Raw genomic sequence first — 18,770 nt, forward strand, 5'->3', positions numbered from 1 at the left:
CCCGATGATCAGCGGGCCTGCCCGATGCCCGCGCGCACGAGTTCGAGGGCGTGGGCCAGATCCGACGGGTACGGCGACGTGAAACGCACGTCGTCGCCGGTGGTGGGGTGGACGAAGCCCAGTTCGACGGCGTGCAGCCACTGCCGGATGAGCCCGAGGCGTTCGGCCAGCTTCGGGTCGCTGCCGTACAGGGGGTCACCGACGCACGGGTGGCCGATGGCCGCCATGTGCACGCGGATCTGGTGGGTCCGGCCGGTCTCGAGGTGGACCTCGAGCAGTGTCGCCGCGCGGTGCGCCTCGAGCGTCTCGTAGTGGGTGACCGAGTGGCGGCCGCCCTCGATGATCGCCATCTTCCAGTCGGCGCCGGGGTGCCGGCCGATGGGGGCCTCGATGGTGCCGGTGAACGGATCGGGGTGGCCCTGCACGAGCGCGTGGTAGATCTTGTCGACGGTGCGGTCGCGGAAGGCCTGCTTGAGGACGCTGTAGGCGACCTCCGACTTGGCCACGACCATCAGGCCGCTGGTGCCCACGTCGAGGCGCTGCACGATGCCCTGCCGCTCCGCGGCACCCGAGGTGGCCACCTGCACGCCCGCGGCCGCCAGGTGCTCGACCACCGACGGGCCCTCCCAACCGAGGCTGGGGTGCGCCGCCACGCCGACGGGCTTGTCGACGACCACGAGGTCGGCGTCCTCGAACACGATGCCCACGCCGTCTGCCAGTTCGGGCCGGACCTGCACGCCGACGGGGGCGGAGTCGTGGAGGTCCAGCAGCTCACCCCCGCGGACCCGCTGCGAACCCTTCGCCACGACGGCACCGTCGAGGCGCACGTTGCCCTCCTCGATGAGCGTCTCGATGCGGGACCGGGAGTAGCCCGAGATCCGCGCGGCCACGGCGTCGAGGCGGTCGCCCGCGAGCGCGTCGGGGATGAGGAAGACACTCATGCGGCCGCCTTCTCCAGCTTCCTCTCCCTCGCCTCCGCCAGGAAGCCGGCGACGATGATCAGCCCCGCAGCGAGGGTGATGCAGACGTCCGCCCAGTTGAAGATGGCGAAGTTCGGCACCTGGAACATGTCGATGACGTGCCCGTGCAGGGCCGCCGGCGGCTGCGTGATGCGGTCCACCAGGTTGCCGGTGATGCCGCCGAGCAGCAACCCCACCGCCACGGCGTGCCACAGCCGGGTGATGCGGGTCAGCGCATAGAGGCACCCGAGCGTCGCCAGCATCGCGAAGACCGTGAAGACGATGGTCACGCCGGAGCCCATGCCGAAGGCGGCACCGGGATTGCGGATGAGGTTGAGGCTCAGGAGGTCGCCGACGATCGGCACGCGCTGCCCGGGGGTGAGGTACGTGACGGACGCGATCTTGACCAACTGGTCGACCGCGAGCATCGTCACGCCGAGGCCGCCGGCCAGGAGGCCGACGCCCCAGCGCTGCTTGTTCAGCGCCGTTCCTCGCGCTGCTTGCACGTCACGCAGATGGTGGCGCGGGGGAACACCTGGAGGCGCCCCTTGCCGATGGGCTGCTCGCACACCTCGCAGTAGCCGTACTCGCCCGTGTCGAACAGGTGGAGCGCCAGGCGGGCCTGCTCGGCCATCTCGCGCACGTTCTGCGCCAGCGACAACTCCTGGTCGCGCTCGAAGTTGCTGGAGCCGACGTCGACCGGGTCTCGCCCGGCGCCGTCCGACCCGCCGCGCATCAACGACTCCAGCTCTGCCTCGGTCTGTTCGATGCGTCGTTCCATGCGCTCGATCTCCTCGACGAGTTCGGCGCGTTGTTCGGCAACCTCTTCAGGCGTCCACGGCTCCTCCCCCTCGAGCACGGGGAGGACCACCTGGGTCTCAGGGGTCTTTTTCGTCGTCGGCATGGCTGCTCTTTCTCGCAGTGGTGGTCTGGTTGGGGAAGGCTACACCAGTAATGGCGCAACGCAACAGGCCGACCCGCCAAGGGATCGGCCTGTTGAGACAAAGGGGTGTGACTAGCGCTGATCCCCGCCGGCCAGCGCATCGAGACGCGGGGTCTCCGAGTGACGCTGCTGCGCGAGTTCGGGCACGTCGTGCGGCTCGGGACGGTCGTCGTTGAGCGACGCCAGGAACCGCTGCAGGGAACCGGTGAGGTTCTTGCGGTAGCTGGACTCGAACGAGCGCAGCGCGTCGACCTTGTGGGTGAGTTCACCCTGTTCGCGCTCCAGGGCGGAGAACAGTTCGTGACGGCGCTCGGTGGCCTGCCTGTCGATGTCGGCCGCGCGGCTCTCGGCCTCGCTGGTCATCTGTTCGGCGTTGACGCGGGCCTCGGACTCGACCCGCTCCGCCTTGGTGCGGGCGTCGGTCTTGATCTCGGTGGCGCGCTGCTCGGCCTCGGCGATCTTGCGCTGCGCCTCGGCCTGCGCCTCGTTGACCAGCGTGGTGGCCTGGTCGGTCGCCATCTGCAGCAGGCGCGTGACGGCGGGGGCCGCCTCCTCGGAGGTGGTCACCGTGATGTTCTCGGTGCCGCCGCTGACCTGCGTGACGCGCTCGGAACGGGCGCGGTCGTACTCGGCGCGGACCTGCTCGAGCTGGCTGCGCAGCTGGTCGTTCTCAGCGGACAGTTGGCGCACCCGCTCCTCCGCTGCGGCCTGGTGCGCGGCGCTGGAGTCACCGCTGCTGCTCAGCGCGGCGTTGAGCCGGTCGATCTCCCCGCGCAGCGAGGCGATCTGGTTGTCCTTGTCCTGGAGCGCCGCACGCAACTCGGAGTCGTCGACGACGGCCGGCTGCACGCTGGTGGACTGCACCGAGTCCAGCTCGCGACGCATGCGCTCGCGCTCCTTCTCGAACTCGTCGAACGTCAGTTCGACCTTGTCGATGAAGGTGTCGACGTCGCCGACCTGGTAACCCGTCTCGCCACGCCGGGACATGCGGAATCGGATCTGGCGCACCTCGTCGAGTGTCAGACTCATGTTGGCTCCATATCGAAAGATGATCAATCCACCGGCCGCAGCCGGTTGTCTGAGGCTAGCGTAGCCCCATGGCACCCTGCCAACACCTCAAGCAGCGGTGAAGGGTTCACACGGGCAGGTAGACGAGGACCAGCTGCGCGAGGATCTGCAGCAGGATGAACAGCACGAGGAACCCCAGGTCCAGCGAGACGTTGCCCAACCGCACCGGCTTGATGAACCTGCGCATGAAGCGCAGCGGCGGGTCCGTCAGGCTGTAGATGGTCTCCACCAGCACCAGCACGAATCCCTTGGGGTGCCAGCCGGGGGCGAACATCGGCACCCACGAGATGATGGCGCGGGCGATCAACACCCAGACATAGAGGTTGATCAACCACCAGAGAAGATAGGCGACCACTCCGGCTCAGCTCTGGTTGAAGAAGCCGCCCGACACGATGCGCTCCTTGTCCTCTGGCCCCACGACGAGGTTGTGCGGGCAGAGGAGGAACACCTTGCTGGAGACGCGCTCGATGTTGCCCTGGAGCCCGAAGACGAGGCCGGCGGCGAAGTCCACCAGGCGCTTCTCCTCGCCGTCCTCCATGTCGGACAGGTTCATGATGACGGGGATGCCGTCTCGGAAGTTCTCACCGATGACCCGCGCCTCGTTGTACGAGCGCGGCCGGACGCTGACGATACGGCTCAAGTCCGCCACCTCCTTCTGCGCCTGCGCGACGGGCGCCACCGGCTTGGGGCGGCGCTGCGGGAGCGGCTGCACGCGGCTCACTTCCGCGCTGGGCTCGTCCTCCTCGACGTAGACGTCGTCCGTGAGCTCCCCTTCGGCGTCGTCGATCTCGTCATCCCGATAGCGACCGTCCTCGACGAGTCCCATCCACGCGGCAAGCTTGCGAACGCCCACGAGAGTCTCCTTCTGGTTGATACGAAGAAGGCTAGCGCGCCGCACCAGTGGTTGCCGGATGCGACGCTCCGACGCGCCGCGATCACTTCATGAAGTCGGGCACGTCCAGGTCGTCGTCGTAGTCAGGGCCGGGCTGCGGCGCAGCGGGACGCTGGCCGGGCATGGGGTTGGCCTGCGGGGCGCGGAACTGCTGGTTGCCGGGCGAGGTGGGCTCGGCGTCGGCCTGCTGCGGCTGGGGGCGCGGCTGGGGCGCAGGCTGCTGGACCTGCGGCTTGGGGGCGACGCGCGACTGCTGCGGGCGGCGCTGCGGCTGGCCACCGTCGAACCCGGCCGCGATCACGGTGATGCGCACCTCGTCGCCCAGCGCGTCGTCGATGACGGTACCGAAGATGATGTTCGCCTCGTCGTGCGCGGCCTGCTCGATGAGCTGGGCTGCCGCGGACACCTCGAACAGGCCGAGGTCGGAGCCACCGGCGATCGAGAGCAGGACGCCGTGCGCACCGTCGATGCTCGCCTCGAGCAACGGCGACGAGATGGCCATCTCCGCCGCGGCGCGGGCGCGGTCCTCACCGCGGGCCGAGCCGATGCCCATGAGGGCCGAACCGGCCTGGCTCATGATGGACTTCACGTCGGCGAAGTCGAGGTTGATCAGGCCGGGGGTCGTGATGAGGTCCGTGATGCCGGAGACACCCTGCATCAGCACCTGGTCTGCCTGCTTGAACGCGTCGAGGATGGCCACCTGGTGGTCCGTCATCTGCAGCAACTTGTCGTTGGGGATGACGATCAGCGTGTCGACCTCTTCGCGCAGCTGCTCGATGCCAACCTCGGCCTGCGAGGCGCGGCGCCTGCCCTCGAACGAGAAGGGGCGGGTCACGACGCCGATGGTCAGCGCGCCGAGCGAGCGGGCGATCTTGGCGACGATCGGCGCGGCACCGGTGCCGGTGCCGCCGCCCTCCCCAGCGGTGACGAAGACCATGTCGGCACCCTTGAGGGCCTCCTCGATCTCCTCGGAATGGTCGTCGGCGGCCTGGCGGCCCTTGGCCGGGTCCGCGCCGGCGCCGAGGCCGCGCGTCAGCTCGCGGCCGATGTCGAGCTTCACGTCGGCATCGCTCATGAGCAACGCCTGCGCATCGGTGTTGACGGCGATGAACTCCACGCCGCGGAGCCCCGCTTCGATCATGCGATTGACGGCGTTGACGCCGCCGCCGCCGACACCGACGACTTTGATCACCGCGAGGTAGTTCTGAGATGCGCTTGCCATGGCCTAGAGACTATGGGCGTGCCCGGGGATCGTCCAACGCCACGACGGAAACCCTCGATATTCACCTCAAGTGCTACTTCAGGGTTTGGGTTGACGGTTGTTCCGCGTGCTATCGCGTCGTGGGGTGCCCCGGTGCCGACACGTCGTAGACGGTGGCCTCCACGCTCAGTAGAGCACTGACCACCTGGGCCTTCAACTCGGACTCGTCGGCGCTGCCCCACACCACGGTGCGCCCACCCTCCAGCGTGAAGGAGATCCGGTCCACCGCTGCGGCCTGGACCGCCACCACCTCGGGCCTCAGCTCCGGCGGGATGTGGCGGGCGACGGTGGCCACGTCGGCCAGCAGCCGCTGCTGGTCCTCGACGGCGGCGACCACCGCGAGCAGGTCCCCCTCTGCGGGCGCGGGCGTGCGGTGGAACGCCACGCCCTCGTCGTCGATCCAGTCGTACTGGCCGTCGCGTTCCCGCAGGAATGCGGCGGTGCGCTCGGTCACCTCGATGGCGACGGTGTCGGGCAGCTGCCGCGACACCTCCACCGAGCGCACGGCGGGCAGGTCCTGCACCCGCTCGGTCACGGCCCCCAGGTCCTGCGTGAGCAGCGGCTCGCCGAGCGAGACCTGTGCGGCGGCGGCCACCTCGTCGGTGGTCAGCAGCGACACGCCGGAGACGGAGACCTGCTGTGCGGCGAAGACCTGTGAGAAGAACGCCAGCCACACCCCGAGCCCGACGAGCAGCACGGCGCCGACGACGCCGCCGCCGAGCCACCACCTGCGACGGCGCTCGGCGTTGCGCTTGTCCTGGAGTGCCCTGGCGAACTCACCCGGGGGCAGCGCGTCGTTCACCGCGCGTCTGGCCGCTGCTTCAGGAGGTCCGCAAGCAGCGGGCCGACGATCGTGACGTCGCCGCAGCCGAGCGTGATGATGAGGTCACCGGGCTCCGCGATCTCGTTGAGCGCTGCGGGAAGGTCGTACTTCTCCTTGACGTAGACCAGGTTCTCCTGGCCGTGCCTGCGGGCCGCGTCGACCACGAGCTCACCGGTCACCCCGGGGACCGGGTCCTCCCGCGCGCCGCAGATGTCGTTGATCACGGCGATGTCGGCCAGCGTCATCACCTCACCGAACTCGTCGGCGAAGTCGATGGTGCGGCTGTACAGGTGCGGCTGGAAGCAGGCGATCAGCCGGCCGCTGAGGCCGGTGGCCTCGTTGCCCGCCGACGTGGCGCGCCGGGCCGCTGTCAGGGCGGCGCGGATCTCCGTGGGGTGGTGGGCATAGTCGTCGAACACGCGGATGCCGGCGGTGTCGGTGATCAGCTGGAAGCGGCGCAGGGTGCCCTCGAAGCGCCCGAGCGCGTCTACGGCCTCGTCGTGGCTGAGGCCCAGCACGCGACCGACGGCGTAGGCCGCCGACGCGTTGGCGAGGTTGTGGTTGCCCGGCACCTGCAGCACGATCTCGCCGGAGTCCTCGCCGTAGGTGATCGTGGCGGCGACGCCGTTGCCGTGTGCCCGCACGTCGGTGATGCGCACGTCGGCGTCCTCGGCCTCGCCGTAGCGGATGATGTGCGGGGTCTCCCCCACCAGCTCCGCGGCGAGGGCGCGCGAGCCGGCGTCGTCGACGTTGATGACGACGTGCTGGACGTGGGGGCGCGTCGCGAACGCCCGGAAGCCGTCGGCGTAGGCCTCCGGGGTGCCCCAGTTGACCAGGTGGTCGGCCTCCACGTTGGTGATCACGGCGACCTCAGTGGGGTACTGCAGGAAGGAGGCGTCCGACTCGTCGGCCTCGACGACGAACGCCTCGCCGGAGCCGACCGCCGAGCTCGCGCCGGTCGTCGACAGCGGCCCGCCGATGACATAGCTCGGGTCCCGGCCCGCCTCGCTCAGCATCACCGCGGTCATGGCGGTGGTGGTGGTCTTGCCATGCGTGCCGGCCACCGAGATGCCGCGCTTGCCCTGCATCAGCGCGGCGAGTGCCGCAGAGCGGTGCCAGATGCGCAGGCCACGGCGACGTGCCTCGACGAGTTCGACGTTCTCGGCGCGGATCGCCGAGGAGATGACCACGGTCCTGGCGTCGCCCACCTGCGCGGCGTCGTGGCCGACGTACGTGGTCACGCCCGCACGCTGCAGGCCCCGCAGTGCCGTCGAGTCGGACTGGTCGGAGCCGGAGGTCTTGATGCCGAGTTCGGCGTAGAGCCGCGCGATGCCGCTCATGCCGGAGCCGCCGGCGGCGATGAAATGGACCGGTCCCACCTCTTCGGCGGGCACCACCTCAATGGGATTGAGGAGCATGGCTGTGGTCAACCTTTCTCAGACTGCGTCGATGATGGCGGCGGCGAGGACCTCGGCCGCGTCGGCCGGATACATGTCGCGGCACGTGGCCGACATCTGCGCGAGGCGCTGTGGATCTCCGAGGATCTCGGTCACGACGCTGCTCAGTCTAGCCGCGCTGATCTCGGCGTCCGGCACGAGCACTCCCCCGCCCGCAGCGACCAGTTCGGCCGCGTTGCGTCCCTGCTCGCCGTTGCCCCATGGCAACGGGACGAACACGACGGGCAGCCCGCTCACCGCGGTCTCCATCACCGTGCCGGCGCCGGCCCTGCCCACCATCAGGTCCGCCGCGGCGTAGGCCACGGCCATGTCGGAGACGAACGCCACCGGCCGGTACTGCGCGCCGGACTCCCCGGTGACGACGGCGTGCACGGCGTCGTCGAAGTTCTTGGGCCCCAGCACGTGGAGGACCTGGATCCCCGCGGCGAGCAGGTCGTCGCGGGCGGCCTCCACCGCCTCATTGATGCGCACGGCGCCCTGCGAGCCGCCGCTCACGAGCAGCGTGGGCCGCTCGGGGTCGAGCCCGAACTGCGCGCGGGCCTCGGCCGCCCCCACCGTGGGGTGGGTGATGGTGCGGCTCATCGGCATGCCGATCAGCCGGCCGCCGGGCAACTGCGTCTCGGCGAACGTGGTGGCCACGAAACGGGAGCCCTTGGCGCCGATCTTGTTGGCGATGCCGGCGATCTTGTTGGCCTCGTGCACCACGACCGGCACCCGCATGAGCCGGGCGGCGAGGTAGACGGGGATCGAGACGTACCCGCCGAAGCCCACGACGACGTCGGCCCTGGCCCGCTTGATGACCCGGCGGGACTCCAGCACCGACCGGGTGAGCGTGTAGGGCAGCTTCACGAGGTCGAGGTTGAGGGTGCGTGGCAGCGGCACGGGCGTGATGAGTTCGAGGTCGAGGCCCGCCTCCGGGATCACCCGGGTCTCGAGCCCCTTGGCCGTGCCGACGCACACGATCTCGACGTCGGGCCGGGCAGCCTGCAGGGCCTTCGCGGTGGCGATCAGCGGCGACGTGTGGCCGGCGGTACCACCGCCGGCGAGCACCACGCTGGTCACGAGTCCTCCCTGCCCGCCGCCATGACGCTGGTCATCCGCGGCCTGGCCGGGACCTTGCGCGACGCGAGGTAGGCCCGGGCACCGGGCGTGTCCCTGGCGAGGCACAACAGCACGCCCACGCCCATGAGGCTGGCGATCAACGCCGAGCCGCCGTAGGAGACGAACGGCAGCGGCACGCCCAGGACGGGCAGCAGGTGCATGACCACGAAGATGTTGATGGTGGCCTGGCCGAGGAACCAGGCGGTGATGCCGGCGGCCACCACCCGGTTGAACATCTTGTCGGAACGGATGGCGATCTCGAGGCCGGCCCAGCCGAGCAGCGCGAACATCGCGATGATCAGCAGCACCCCGAACAGCCCGAGCTCCTCGCCAATGACGGCGAAGATGAAGTCGGTGTGCGCGCCGTCCTTCAGGCCACCCCACTTCTGCTTCGAGGCGCCCAGCCCGAGGCCCCACCAGCCGCCGGAGGCCAGCGCGTAGAGCGCGGCCATGGGCTGCGACGACAGGTCGGTGTTGGACTGCGGGTCGAGGAACACGCTGATGCGGCTCATCCGGTTGCCGGAGCCGTAGACCAGCAGCACCGCGAGGCCTGAGACCAGCGCGCCGAGCGGGAGTAGCACCCTGAGCGGGGTGCCGATGAACCACATGACGGCCACGAGGATGAGGCCGACGATCAGGCCGGTGCCCAGGTCGTGCCCGGCGAGCACCAGCGCCAGCACGAGGCCGCCGAGCGGCACGAACGGGACGGCGAGCTGCAACGGTTCGTGCAGCCGGCCCCGCTTGACGTGGAAGACCGTGCCACACCACACCACGAGGGCGAGCTTGGCGAACTCCGAGGGCTGGAATTGGACGGTGCCGATCAGCAGCCAGTTGCGGTTGCCGTTGACCAGCACGCCCAGGCCAGGGATCTGGACGGCGATCAACAGCACGACGCCGATGCCCCAGAACAGCCAGCCGAGCTTGCGCAGCAGCGAGGTGGGGAATCTGCTGAGCAGGACCATGAACACGAGGCCGGCGCCCAGGAACGCGAGTTGCCGCAGGGCGAAGTAGTACGGCCCGTCCTGCGTCGACTGGGCCAGCGCGGCCGATGAGCTCAGCACCATGAGGGAGCCGATGCCCACCAGCACGCTGACGCTCGCGGCGACGAAGTAGTACGGGGCCATGGGCGAGGCCGCGAGGACCCGCACCTGGGACCAGATGGTGAACCGCGCGACGGGGGAAGTTGCTGCGTCGGACGCCATTTCCTGTGTTCCCTCCTGCCGGGTGTCTATCCGAGGTACTTCTGCACCGCTGCGGCGAACGCGTCCCCGCGTGCCGAGTAGCTGTCGAACATGTCGAGGCTGGCGCAGCCCGGGGAGAGCAACACCGTGTCACCCGGCCGGGCGAACTGCCCCGCGAGGGCGACGACCTCGTCCATCACCCCAGTGTCGGTGGTGTCGAGCACCCGGACCGGGACGTCGGGCGCGTGTCGCGCAAGCGTCTTGGCGATGAGGTGCCTGTCGACGCCGATCACGACGGCGGCGCGCAGCTTGCTGCGGTGCCGCTCGATGAGCTGGTCGAACGTCGTGCCCTTGGCCTGGCCGCCGGCGATCCACACGAAGGACTCGAAGGCGTTCATGGCCGAGTTCGCGGCGTGGGGGTTGGTGGCCTTGGAGTCGTCCACCCAGACGACACCGTCGGCCTCCGCGATCCGCTGGATCCGGTGCCCACCCAACTGGAGGCGCTGCAGGCCCTTGGCCACCGACGAGTGGTGCACGCCGTAGCTGCGGGCGAGGGCGGCGGCGGCCAACGCGTTGGCCACGTTGTGGGGCGCGGCAGGCTGCACGTCGGAGACCTTGGCCAACTCGAGCGCCGAGTCGCGGCGCTGCTCGACGAAGGCGCGGTCGACCAGCAGGTCGTCGACGACGCCCAGCATCGAGATGGCGGGCGTGCCCAGCGTGAAGCCGATGGCGCGGGCGCCCTCGACGACCTCCGCCTCCTCGACCAGTCGCTCGGTGACCGGCTCGTCCACGTTGTAGACGCACGAGTGCGTCACGCCCTCGTAGATCTTGGCCTTCTCAGCCGTGTAGCGCTGCATCGCGTCCGGCGCGCCCTCGTACCACTCGAGGTGGTCGGGGTGCACGTTGAGCACCACCGCGGAGTGCAGGTTGACGTTGTTCATCCAGTGGAGTTGGAAGCTGCTCAGTTCGACGGCGAACACGTCGTAGTCGACGTCGTCGAGGATGGCCTCGATGATGGGCCGGCCGATGTTGCCGACCGCGGCAGCCTTGCGGCCGTCGGCGATCAGCATGGCCTCCACCATCTGCGTGGTGGTGGTCTTGCCGTTGGTGCCGGTCACGCCCAGCCACGGGATGACCCGGTCGGGCTGCATCATGCGCCACGCCAGTTCGGTCTCGCCCCACACGGGGACGTCCGCGGCGGCGGCCTGTCGCAGCAGGGGCGCGGACGGGCGCCAGCCGGGCGACGTGACCACCAGGTCGGTGCCGGGCGGCAGCTCGGCCGTCGACCCCGGGCCGAGACGCACCGTCACGTCGAGCTTCTCGAGCAGCTCGGCCTTCTCGGCGTGCGCTGTCGACTCGTCCAGGACGATGATCCTGGCGCCCAGCGACATCAGGCCGTCCGCGGCGGCGAACCCGGAGACGCCCAGGCCTGCGACGACGACCTGCGCCGAGGGCCAGTCGGAGAGGCGGTTGGCGGTGCGGATCCAGTCGAGCGTCACGATCCGGTCACCCATTCGGCGTAGAACACGCCCATGCCGGCGGCCACGCACAGCCCGCAGATGATCCAGAAGCGGATGACGACGGTGACCTCATCCCAGCCCTTCAGCTCGAAGTGGTGGTGGATGGGCGACATCTTGAAGATGCGCTTGCCCTTGGTGGCCTTGAAGTAGCTCACCTGCAGCGCCACCGAGCCGACCTCGATGACGAACAGCAGGCCGAGGATGACCAGCAGCAGTTCGGTGCGGGTCATCACCGACAGGCCGGCAAGCGTGGCACCGATGGCCATGGACCCGGTGTCGCCCATGAAGATCTTGGCGGGCTTGGCGTTCCACCACAGGAAGCCGAAGCAGGCGCCCGCGAAGGCGATGGCCAGCACCGCCAGGTCGTTGGGGTCGCGGACCTCGTAGCAGCGCGCGGCCATGGACCGGACCACCGAGGGGCGCGAGCACCACTGGTTGAACTGCCAGATGTTGACGATGGTGTAGGCGGCGAACACCAACGTCGCGGAGCCGGCCGCCAGCCCGTCGAGGCCGTCGGTGAGGTTGACGGCGTTGGACCAGGCGGCGATGAGGAACAGGATGAAGACGGCGGCGAGCACCACGGGCAGCGTCAGCCAGGGGATGTCGCGCAGGAACGAGATGGCGGGAGACGCGGGCGTGATGCCGCGGCTGTTGGGCAGCGTCAGCGCGGCGACGGCGAACCCGCCGCCGATGAGCGCCTGGCCGATGAGCTTGCCCCGCGGGGTGAGCCCCAGGCTGCGCTCCTTGGAGATCTTCGACCAGTCGTCGAGGAAGCCGAGGAACCCCATGCCGACCGCCAGGCCGATGAGCAGCAGGCCCGAGACGGTGGGGGGCTGCCAGCGCAGCAGGTGGGTGACGGTGTAGGCCAGCACGACGGCCGCGATGATCACCAGGCCACCCATCGTGGGGGTGCCGCGCTTGACGTGGTGGGACGTGGGGCCGTCCTCCCGGATGAACTGGCCGTACTGGCGCCGGGTCAGGAACTTGATCAACAGGGGCGTGCCGATCAGTGAGAACAGGAGCGACAGTGCACCTGCCGTGAGGATGTTGATCACTTCGCCGCTCCGCCCTGGCCGGCCAGTTCGGCCGCCACCGTTTCAAGTCCGACGCCGCGCGAGCCCTTGATGAGCACGACGTCGCCGGGGTTCAGCGTAAGGGAGGCCACGACCTCGTCACGATCCGCCGTCCGCGCCGTGATGCCCTCTGCGGTCGCGCCGGCCACGGTCTGGCCCGCGAGGTCGCCGACGGCCACGATCTCGGAGACGCCGAGGTCGGCGGCCAGCCGGCCGGTCTCCTCGTGCAGTTCCTCGGCGAGGGGGCCGAGCTCGAGCATGTCGCCGAGCACCGCGACCACGCGCGCGCCGGGATGCTCGCGGCGGGTCCCGTGCGCGAGTTCCACGGCCGTCACGAGCGCGGCCGCGACCGAATCCGGGTTGGCGTTGTACGAGTCGTTGAGCACGAGGACCCCGTCGGGGCGAGGCGTCAGCTCCATCCGCCAGCTCGAGCGTTGCTGCGCGGCCGACAGCGCCCCTGCGACCAGTTCGATGTCGAGGCCCACCGCGAGCGCGGCGGCGGCCGCGGCGAGCGAGTTCGGTACCTGGTGGCGGCCGATCACGCCGAGCGTGACGCGGGCGCTGCGTTCGCCGTCGCCGTCCTCGGCCACCAGGTCGAAGCTGGGCTGGCTGAGGACGTTCATGGTGACGTTGCGGGCGCTCACGCGCAGGTCGCCGCCGCGCAGCTCGCCCTCGCCGAACCATGCGATGCGCGCCTTCGTGACCGAGGCCATGCCGGCGACGTTGGGGTCGTCGGCATTGAGCACGGCCCACCCGTCCGGTGCCAGGTCAGCCACGATCTCGGACTTGGCGATGGCGGTGGCCTCCACTCCCCCGAACTCGCCGACGTGCGCGCGGCCGACGTTGAGGCAGACGCCGACGTCGAGGCCGACGAGCGAGGTGAGCCACGCGATGTGGCCCTTGCCGCGGGCACCCATCTCGGAGATGAGGTAGCGGGTGTCGGCGTCCACGCGGCAGGCCGTCAGCGGCACGCCCACCTCGTTGTTCTGCGACCCGGCCGGCGCCACCGTCGGGCCGGCCGCCTCGAAGACCTGGGCCATGAGGTCCTTGGTGCTGGTCTTGCCGGAGCTGCCCGTGATGCCGATGGAGACCATCCCCCGGGCGCGCTCCTCGCGCACGATGCCGCGGGCCAGCCAGCTCATCCCCGCGATGGAATCCTCCACCAGTACGTGCGGCACCTCGGCCGCGGTGGTGCGCATGCCGAGCACCCCGCGCGCCCCGGCCTCGACGGCGGCGGCGGCGAAGTCGTGGCCGTCGACGCGCTCGCCGGGGATGGCGACGAACAGTGCGCCCTCGGTGGCCTCACGGTTGTCGATGACCACGTCAGGACCCACCTCGATGTCGGCGTCGTCGCCGAAGAGTTCGACGGCGGCGGGCTGCATCAGCTCCACCACCTCAAGCATCGTGCGCACGCGCATCGGGGTCTCCTTCCTCACCGGCACGGCTCCAGGCGCGGGCCGCCTCCTCGACGTCGTCGAAGTCGACGGTGCGGTCCGCCAGGATCTGGCCCCGCTCGTGCCCCTTGCCGAGGATCGCCACCACAGTATCGCCACCGGCCATCTGCAAGGCATTCTCCACCGCGGCGCGCCGTCCGGGCACCTCGATCAGCTGCGTCCCCGCCCGCTGGGCGGCGCGGGCCCCGGCCATCACCTCGGCGCGGATCGCGGCGGGGTCCTCGGAACGGGGGTTGTCGTCGGTGATGATCGTGACGTCACTGAGCCGGGCCGCCACTGCGCCCATCTCGGGACGCTTCTCCGCGTCCCGGTCGCCGCCGCAGCCGAGCACGGTGATGAGCGTGCCGATGCCCTGCAGCGACTGCAGCGCCGCCTCCACCGCCTGGGGGGTGTGGGCGAAGTCGACGACCACCAGCGGCGCGCCGACGCCCAGGTCCACGCGCTGCATGCGGCCGGGGATCTGCGCCTTCGACAGGCCGCGCAGCGCGGCCTCGGCGGGCAGGCCGACGGCCTCGAGCATGGCGAGCGCGACGACGGCGTCGACCATGTTGTAGACGCCGGGCAGGCTCAGCTCTAGCGTGAGGTCCTCGCCGCCGCGGGTGACCGTGGCGACCCCGCCCAGCGGGTGGACCGGGCGATAGTCGCTCATGCGGTAGTCGGCCTCGGGACCCGTGCCCGCGGTGATGAGGCGACTCTGGCCGTGCGCGGCGACCCTGTCGGCGATCACGCGGCCGGCGCCGTCGTCGACCCACACGACGCTCGACCTGGCCCTGCCCGCGTCGAACAGTTTCGCCTTGGCCTCGAAGTAGTCCTCGATCGAATGGTGGAAGTCGAGGTGGTCGCGGCCGAGGTTGAGGAAGGCCGCCACGTCGAACTCGATGGGGTCGACCCGGTTGAGCGCCATGGCGTGCGAACTGACCTCGACGGCCACCGCGTCGGCGCCGCGCTCCACCATCACGGCGAGCAGCGCCTGCAGGTCGGGCGACTCGGGCGTGGTCACCGTCGACCGGCTGGAGCGCAGCTCCTCGCCGCCGAGCCTGAACCCGATGGTTCCGATGGTGCCCGCCAGCCGCCCGCCGGCCATCAGGCCGGCCTTCACCAACGCGACGGTGGTCGTCTTGCCGTTGGTGCCGGTGACGCCGAGGGTGGTGAGTCGCCGCGACGGGTGCCCGAAGACGCGGGCGGAGACGGTTGCCATGGCGGCGCGCACGTCGTCGGCGACCAGCACGGGGACGCCCAGTCCGTCGAGGAGGCCGGCGCCCTCGGGGTCCGTCAGGACCGCGGCAGCGCCGGAGTCGACGGCGGCGCAGGCGAACTCGGCGCCGTGGCGCTGGCGCCCGGGCAGGGCGAGGTACAGCCAGCCCGGTTGGATCTCCTGCGAGCTGAGGCTCACGCCGCTGATGGGCACCGGACTGGTGGTGTCGCCGACGAGGTCGAGCCCCGCCACCAGGTCGGTGAGCGGGGCCGCCGTCGTGTGCGTGGGCCGGATCGATGTCATGTCAGTCGAAGGTGGTGGGCAGATTGGGTGCCTCCGTGGTCGAGGGTGCCACGTTGTACCGGGGCAGCGCCAGCGAGAGGATGTTGTTGGTCACGGGGAGGGCCAGCCGGCTGCCGAGGTTGCCGTTGCTGGGCCTGTCGAGCACGACGTAGACCAGCAGCTGCGGGTCCTCGGCGGGCGCCACGTTCACGAACGAGGCGGTGAAGCCGTTGTAGCACTTGCACTGCGGGTCGAAGCGCTGCGCGGTGCCGGACTTGCCCGCCGTGCGGTAGCCGGGGATCTTGCGGTTGTCGTTGAGCGTGATGACCGACTCCATCATCTCGACGACCGCGGCCGAGGCCTCCTCGGAGACCACGCGGCGGCTCGTCGGTTGCGGCAGCTCGATCGGGGTGCCGTCGGAGGCCTTCGCCGACTTGAGGATGACCGGCTGGTGGTACGTGCCACCGTTGGTGACCGACGCGACGGCCGCAGCCATCTGCACGGCGTTGACGCTGAGGCCCTGGCCGAAGGAGACCTGGTCGCGCGTGTAGTCGGGCATGTCCTTCGTCGGGATCTGGCCGGTGGACTCGCCGGGCAGGCCGGTGCCGGGCTTGGCGCCGAGGCCGAACGAAGACAGGTAGTCGGTCAGCGTCTGCTTCTCCAGGTCGCGGGTCAGCATGATCATGCCGACGTTCGACGACTGCGCCACGATGCCCCGGGCGGTGAGGTTGAGGTCGCCGTGCGCGAAGGAGTCGCGCACGACGCCGCCGCCCGACGCGATGCTGCCGGGCACCACGCGCTTGGTGTCGGGGGTGACCAGGCCCTGGTCGGCGAGGGCCGCCATGGTGAGCACCTTCTGCACCGAGCCCGGTTCGTAGACCTCGGTGACCGCACGGTTGCCCAGGTCCTTGCTGTCGGCGGCCCCGGGGTTGGCGGCGTCGAAGCTGGGGCCGTTGGCCAGCGCCAGGATCTCACCGGTGTGGATGTTCATCACGACGGCGGTGCCGGTCTTGGCCTTGGCCTCGCGCATGCCGTCGGCCAGGGCCTGCTCCACCATCCACTGGAGGTCGGAGTCGAGCGTCAGCTCGTAGGTGGCGCCGTCGACCGGCGGCGTCATGATGTTGGTGCCCAGCGGGATGCGGCCGTAGGTCGAGGCGTCGTAGACCTGCTCGCCGGGCGTGCCCTCGAGCTGTGCGTCGAGCGCGTACTCCAGCCCGGCGGCGCCGTCGCCCTCGGCGTTGACGAAGCCCACCACGTTGGATGCGACGGACCGGTTCGGGTAGACGCGGATGGGATCCGGCGCGCCGAACACGCCGTACCAACGGCGCTTGCCCTCGCCGTCCATGCCCGCGCGCATGTCGGCCTCGATGGCGGTGAACGTGGCGGCCGGCACGCGTCGGGCCACCACCTCGTAGCGCGAGTCGGGCGTGTCGATGATCTCGAGGTACTTCTCCTTGCGGCCGCCGAGGTGCTTGGCGAGGATCTCCGCCACGGCGGCGGGCGCGGCCGCCGCCTCCTCCTGCTTGCGCCTGCTCATCGCGTAGCGCTTGTCGGCGCCGTTGGTGCGCACCATGTCGGGGTCGATCGACACGAGCATGGCAGGCTCCGTGCTGGCGAGCACGACGCCGTTGCGGTCGACGATCTCGCCCCGCGTGGCCGGCAGTTCGCGCTTCGACTGCATCTTGGCGGCGGCCTCCGCCGCGAACGCCTGCGAGTCGAGGCCCTGGAGCTGGATGGCGCGGATGCCGGCGCCGCCGAGCAGCAGCGCGAAGACCAGCATGAACACACGGATGCGCACCGACGAGCGGCCCACTGGCAGCCGCACGGTCTTGCGGTAGGTGCGGGGGGCACCGGTGGGCTTGGAGGTGCGCACCGTCGGCTTCGACGTGGGCTTCCTGCGGGCGGCCTGCTGGGGGGCGGGCCTGCGGGTGGCTGGTCGCTTCCGGGGCGGGCGCTCGGGGCTCACGGCTGCCCCCCGGTGGCGCCGGCCGCGACCAGGTCGCTGTCGGCACCGGTGTCGGCGGGCTGGGCGGGCCGTGTGGTGGGGACGACGGGCTTGGGCAACGGCTTGGTCGCGATGCCCCGCAGGAACGGCATCTCGTCCTGGGTGGCGGCCTTCGGGTAGCCGGTGACCGAGCCGTCGGCGAGGTTGATGAACGCCGGGTACGGGTTGGGCACCATGCCCAGTTCGCTGGCCCGCAGCGCGAGGGCGTTGGCGCTGGACATCCGCTGGATGTGCGACTCGAGCGCGGCCGACGTGTAGCTGAGTTCGGTGGCCTCGCGCCGGAGGCCCGCCAGCTCGCGCGACTGGGCGCCGACGTTGGTGGTCACGATCATGACGCCGGCCATGCCGACCGCGATGAGTCCCAGGATGATGCCGACGAAGCCCATCGTGGAGACGGTGGCGCCGGGGGTCGGCGGGACGACCCCCAGTTTGGGCCGGGCGGGCGCGGCCGCGACCAGATCGTCGGTGGTGATGGGCTGGGCGCTCATGCTGCCTCCTTCGTTCGTTCGGCCACGCGGAGTCGCGCGGAGGCCGCCCTCGGGTTGGCGGCGATCTCTTCCGGGGTGGGTTTCTCGGCCCCGCGGGTGAGCAGGGCCAGTTCGGCCTTGAGGTGGTCGGGGACCAGCGGCATCTCGCGGGGCGCGCGATCCGTGGCCTTGGCGGCGAACGCACGCTTGACCGCGCGGTCCTCCAGCGAGTGGTAGGCGAGCACCGCCATGCGGCCGCCGACGGCGAGCGCGTCGATGGCTGCGGGGAGCACGCCGTCGAGCGCCTCGAGCTCCCGGTTGACCTCGATGCGCAGGGCCTGGAACGTGCGCTTGGCGGGGTGGCCGCCGGTGTGGCGCGCGGCGGCCGGGATGGCGCCCGAGATGGTCTCGACCAGGCGGGCGGAGGTCTCGAAGGGGCGCTGCTCGACGATGGCCCGGGCGATCCGGTCGGCGAATCGCTCCTCGCCGTAGCGCGACAGGATCCGCGACAGCTCGCGGGCCGAGTAGGTGTTGAGGACGTCGGCGGCGGTGGGGCCCTCCGTCGGGTTCATCCGCATGTCCAGCGGCGCGTCGACGCGGTAGGCGAAGCCGCGCTCCGTGCGGTCGATCTGCAGCGAGGAGAGGCCGAGGTCGAGGAGGATGGCGTCGACGGTGGTGAGGCCCAGGTCGTCGAGGACGTCGGGCAGCTCGTCGTAGACGGCGTGCACCAGCGTGGCGCGCTCGGCCAGGTCGCCGAGGCGTTCGCGGGCGACGGCGTGCGCGTCGAGGTCGCGGTCGATGCCGATCAGCCGGGCCTCCGGACAGGCCTGCAGGATGGCGATGGCGTGCCCGGCAAGCCCGAGGGTGCCGTCGACGTAGATCGCGCCCGGATGCGACAGTGCCGGGCGCAGCAGGTCGACGATGCGGTCACGCATGACCGGATCGTGAACGTCCGTGAAGCCCTGCATCTGCGGTTCGACCCTTCTTCGTTGCTGTGCTGTGTCGTGTGGCTGGTGTCCCCACCAGAGGTTCCCTTCCGGGCCGGTCCTGACATCGGGGAAGTGAGGTCAGGGCCTGACCGGCCGGGAG

The 18,770-nt window shown here is 70.6% G+C and carries 17 protein-coding genes and 1 pseudogene; all 18 read right to left on the reverse strand.

Annotation, left to right across the window (positions count from 1 at the left end; genetic code table 11):
• Nucleotides 1–8: 8 nt before the first annotated feature.
• Nucleotides 9–941: an RluA family pseudouridine synthase gene (locus tag ABEA30_RS11640; protein ID WP_345583002.1), complete on the reverse strand. Its 933-nt coding sequence runs from the start codon at nt 939–941 to the stop codon at nt 9–11.
• On the reverse strand, nt 938–1,465 hold the full coding sequence (gene lspA / locus ABEA30_RS11645; protein WP_345583004.1) for a signal peptidase II: 528 nt from the start codon (nt 1,463–1,465) through the stop codon (nt 938–940). The genes ABEA30_RS11640 and lspA overlap by 4 nt, the downstream gene beginning before the upstream one ends.
• Nucleotides 1,438–1,863, reverse strand: a complete 426-nt coding sequence (locus tag ABEA30_RS11650; RefSeq protein ID WP_345583006.1) for a TraR/DksA family transcriptional regulator — start codon at nt 1,861–1,863, stop codon at nt 1,438–1,440. The genes lspA and ABEA30_RS11650 overlap by 28 nt, the downstream gene beginning before the upstream one ends.
• A 111-nt stretch (nt 1,864–1,974) precedes the next feature.
• Entirely contained in the window at nt 1,975–2,931 is a 957-nt protein-coding gene (locus ABEA30_RS11655; RefSeq protein ID WP_345583008.1) for a DivIVA domain-containing protein, read from the reverse strand.
• Between the two features lie 106 nt (nt 2,932–3,037).
• Nucleotides 3,038–3,301, reverse strand: coding sequence for a YggT family protein (locus ABEA30_RS11660; RefSeq protein ID WP_345583010.1), 264 nt, complete (start codon nt 3,299–3,301; stop codon nt 3,038–3,040).
• A 30-nt stretch (nt 3,302–3,331) separates the two neighbouring features.
• A complete protein-coding gene (locus ABEA30_RS11665) occupies nt 3,332–3,796 on the reverse strand; it encodes a cell division protein SepF (RefSeq protein WP_345583515.1) in 465 nt (154 codons plus the stop codon).
• A gap of 312 nt (nt 3,797–4,108) precedes the next feature.
• Nucleotides 4,109–5,084, reverse strand: a pseudogene (ftsZ, locus tag ABEA30_RS11670) (cell division protein FtsZ); the annotation flags it as partial.
• A 109-nt stretch (nt 5,085–5,193) separates the two neighbouring features.
• On the reverse strand, nt 5,194–5,925 hold the full coding sequence (locus ABEA30_RS11675; protein ID WP_345583014.1) for a cell division protein FtsQ/DivIB: 732 nt from the start codon (nt 5,923–5,925) through the stop codon (nt 5,194–5,196).
• Nucleotides 5,922–7,364 carry a UDP-N-acetylmuramate--L-alanine ligase gene (gene murC / locus ABEA30_RS11680; protein ID WP_345583016.1) on the reverse strand — a complete coding sequence of 481 codons (1,443 nt, stop codon included), beginning with the start codon at nt 7,362–7,364 and terminating at the stop codon, nt 5,922–5,924. The genes ABEA30_RS11675 and murC overlap by 4 nt, the downstream gene beginning before the upstream one ends.
• A gap of 18 nt (nt 7,365–7,382) precedes the next feature.
• On the reverse strand, nt 7,383–8,465 hold the full coding sequence (gene murG / locus ABEA30_RS11685; protein ID WP_345583018.1) for an undecaprenyldiphospho-muramoylpentapeptide beta-N-acetylglucosaminyltransferase: 1,083 nt from the start codon (nt 8,463–8,465) through the stop codon (nt 7,383–7,385).
• Nucleotides 8,462–9,706, reverse strand: a complete 1,245-nt coding sequence (ftsW, locus tag ABEA30_RS11690; RefSeq protein WP_345583020.1) for a putative lipid II flippase FtsW — start codon at nt 9,704–9,706, stop codon at nt 8,462–8,464. Before ftsW ends, murG begins: the two co-directional genes overlap by 4 nt.
• 26 nt (nt 9,707–9,732) lie before the next feature.
• On the reverse strand, nt 9,733–11,199 hold the full coding sequence (gene murD, locus ABEA30_RS11695) for a UDP-N-acetylmuramoyl-L-alanine--D-glutamate ligase (RefSeq protein WP_345583022.1): 1,467 nt from the start codon (nt 11,197–11,199) through the stop codon (nt 9,733–9,735).
• Nucleotides 11,181–12,260, reverse strand: a complete 1,080-nt coding sequence (mraY, locus tag ABEA30_RS11700; protein WP_345583024.1) for a phospho-N-acetylmuramoyl-pentapeptide-transferase — start codon at nt 12,258–12,260, stop codon at nt 11,181–11,183. The genes murD and mraY overlap by 19 nt, the downstream gene beginning before the upstream one ends.
• On the reverse strand, nt 12,257–13,696 hold the full coding sequence (locus ABEA30_RS11705) for a UDP-N-acetylmuramoyl-tripeptide--D-alanyl-D-alanine ligase (protein WP_345583026.1): 1,440 nt from the start codon (nt 13,694–13,696) through the stop codon (nt 12,257–12,259). The genes mraY and ABEA30_RS11705 overlap by 4 nt, the downstream gene beginning before the upstream one ends.
• On the reverse strand, nt 13,674–15,230 hold the full coding sequence (locus ABEA30_RS11710; protein WP_345583028.1) for a UDP-N-acetylmuramoyl-L-alanyl-D-glutamate--2,6-diaminopimelate ligase: 1,557 nt from the start codon (nt 15,228–15,230) through the stop codon (nt 13,674–13,676). Before ABEA30_RS11710 ends, ABEA30_RS11705 begins: the two co-directional genes overlap by 23 nt.
• 1 nt (nt 15,231) lies before the next feature.
• Nucleotides 15,232–16,989 (reverse strand): peptidoglycan D,D-transpeptidase FtsI family protein, encoded by a 1,758-nt coding sequence (locus tag ABEA30_RS11715; RefSeq protein ID WP_386086402.1) that lies wholly within the window; start codon nt 16,987–16,989, stop codon nt 15,232–15,234.
• A gap of 182 nt (nt 16,990–17,171) precedes the next feature.
• The gene (locus tag ABEA30_RS11720; protein ID WP_345583032.1) at nt 17,172–17,702 is read right to left on the reverse strand and encodes a hypothetical protein; all 531 of its coding nucleotides are present in this window, start codon (nt 17,700–17,702) and stop codon (nt 17,172–17,174) included.
• Entirely contained in the window at nt 17,699–18,616 is a 918-nt protein-coding gene (rsmH, locus tag ABEA30_RS11725; protein WP_386086361.1) for a 16S rRNA (cytosine(1402)-N(4))-methyltransferase RsmH, read from the reverse strand. Before rsmH ends, ABEA30_RS11720 begins: the two co-directional genes overlap by 4 nt.
• Between the last annotated feature and the right edge of the window lie 154 nt (nt 18,617–18,770).

This window comes from Tessaracoccus lubricantis (genome assembly GCF_039544535.1).
Classification (GTDB): domain Bacteria; phylum Actinomycetota; class Actinomycetes; order Propionibacteriales; family Propionibacteriaceae; genus Arachnia; species Arachnia lubricantis.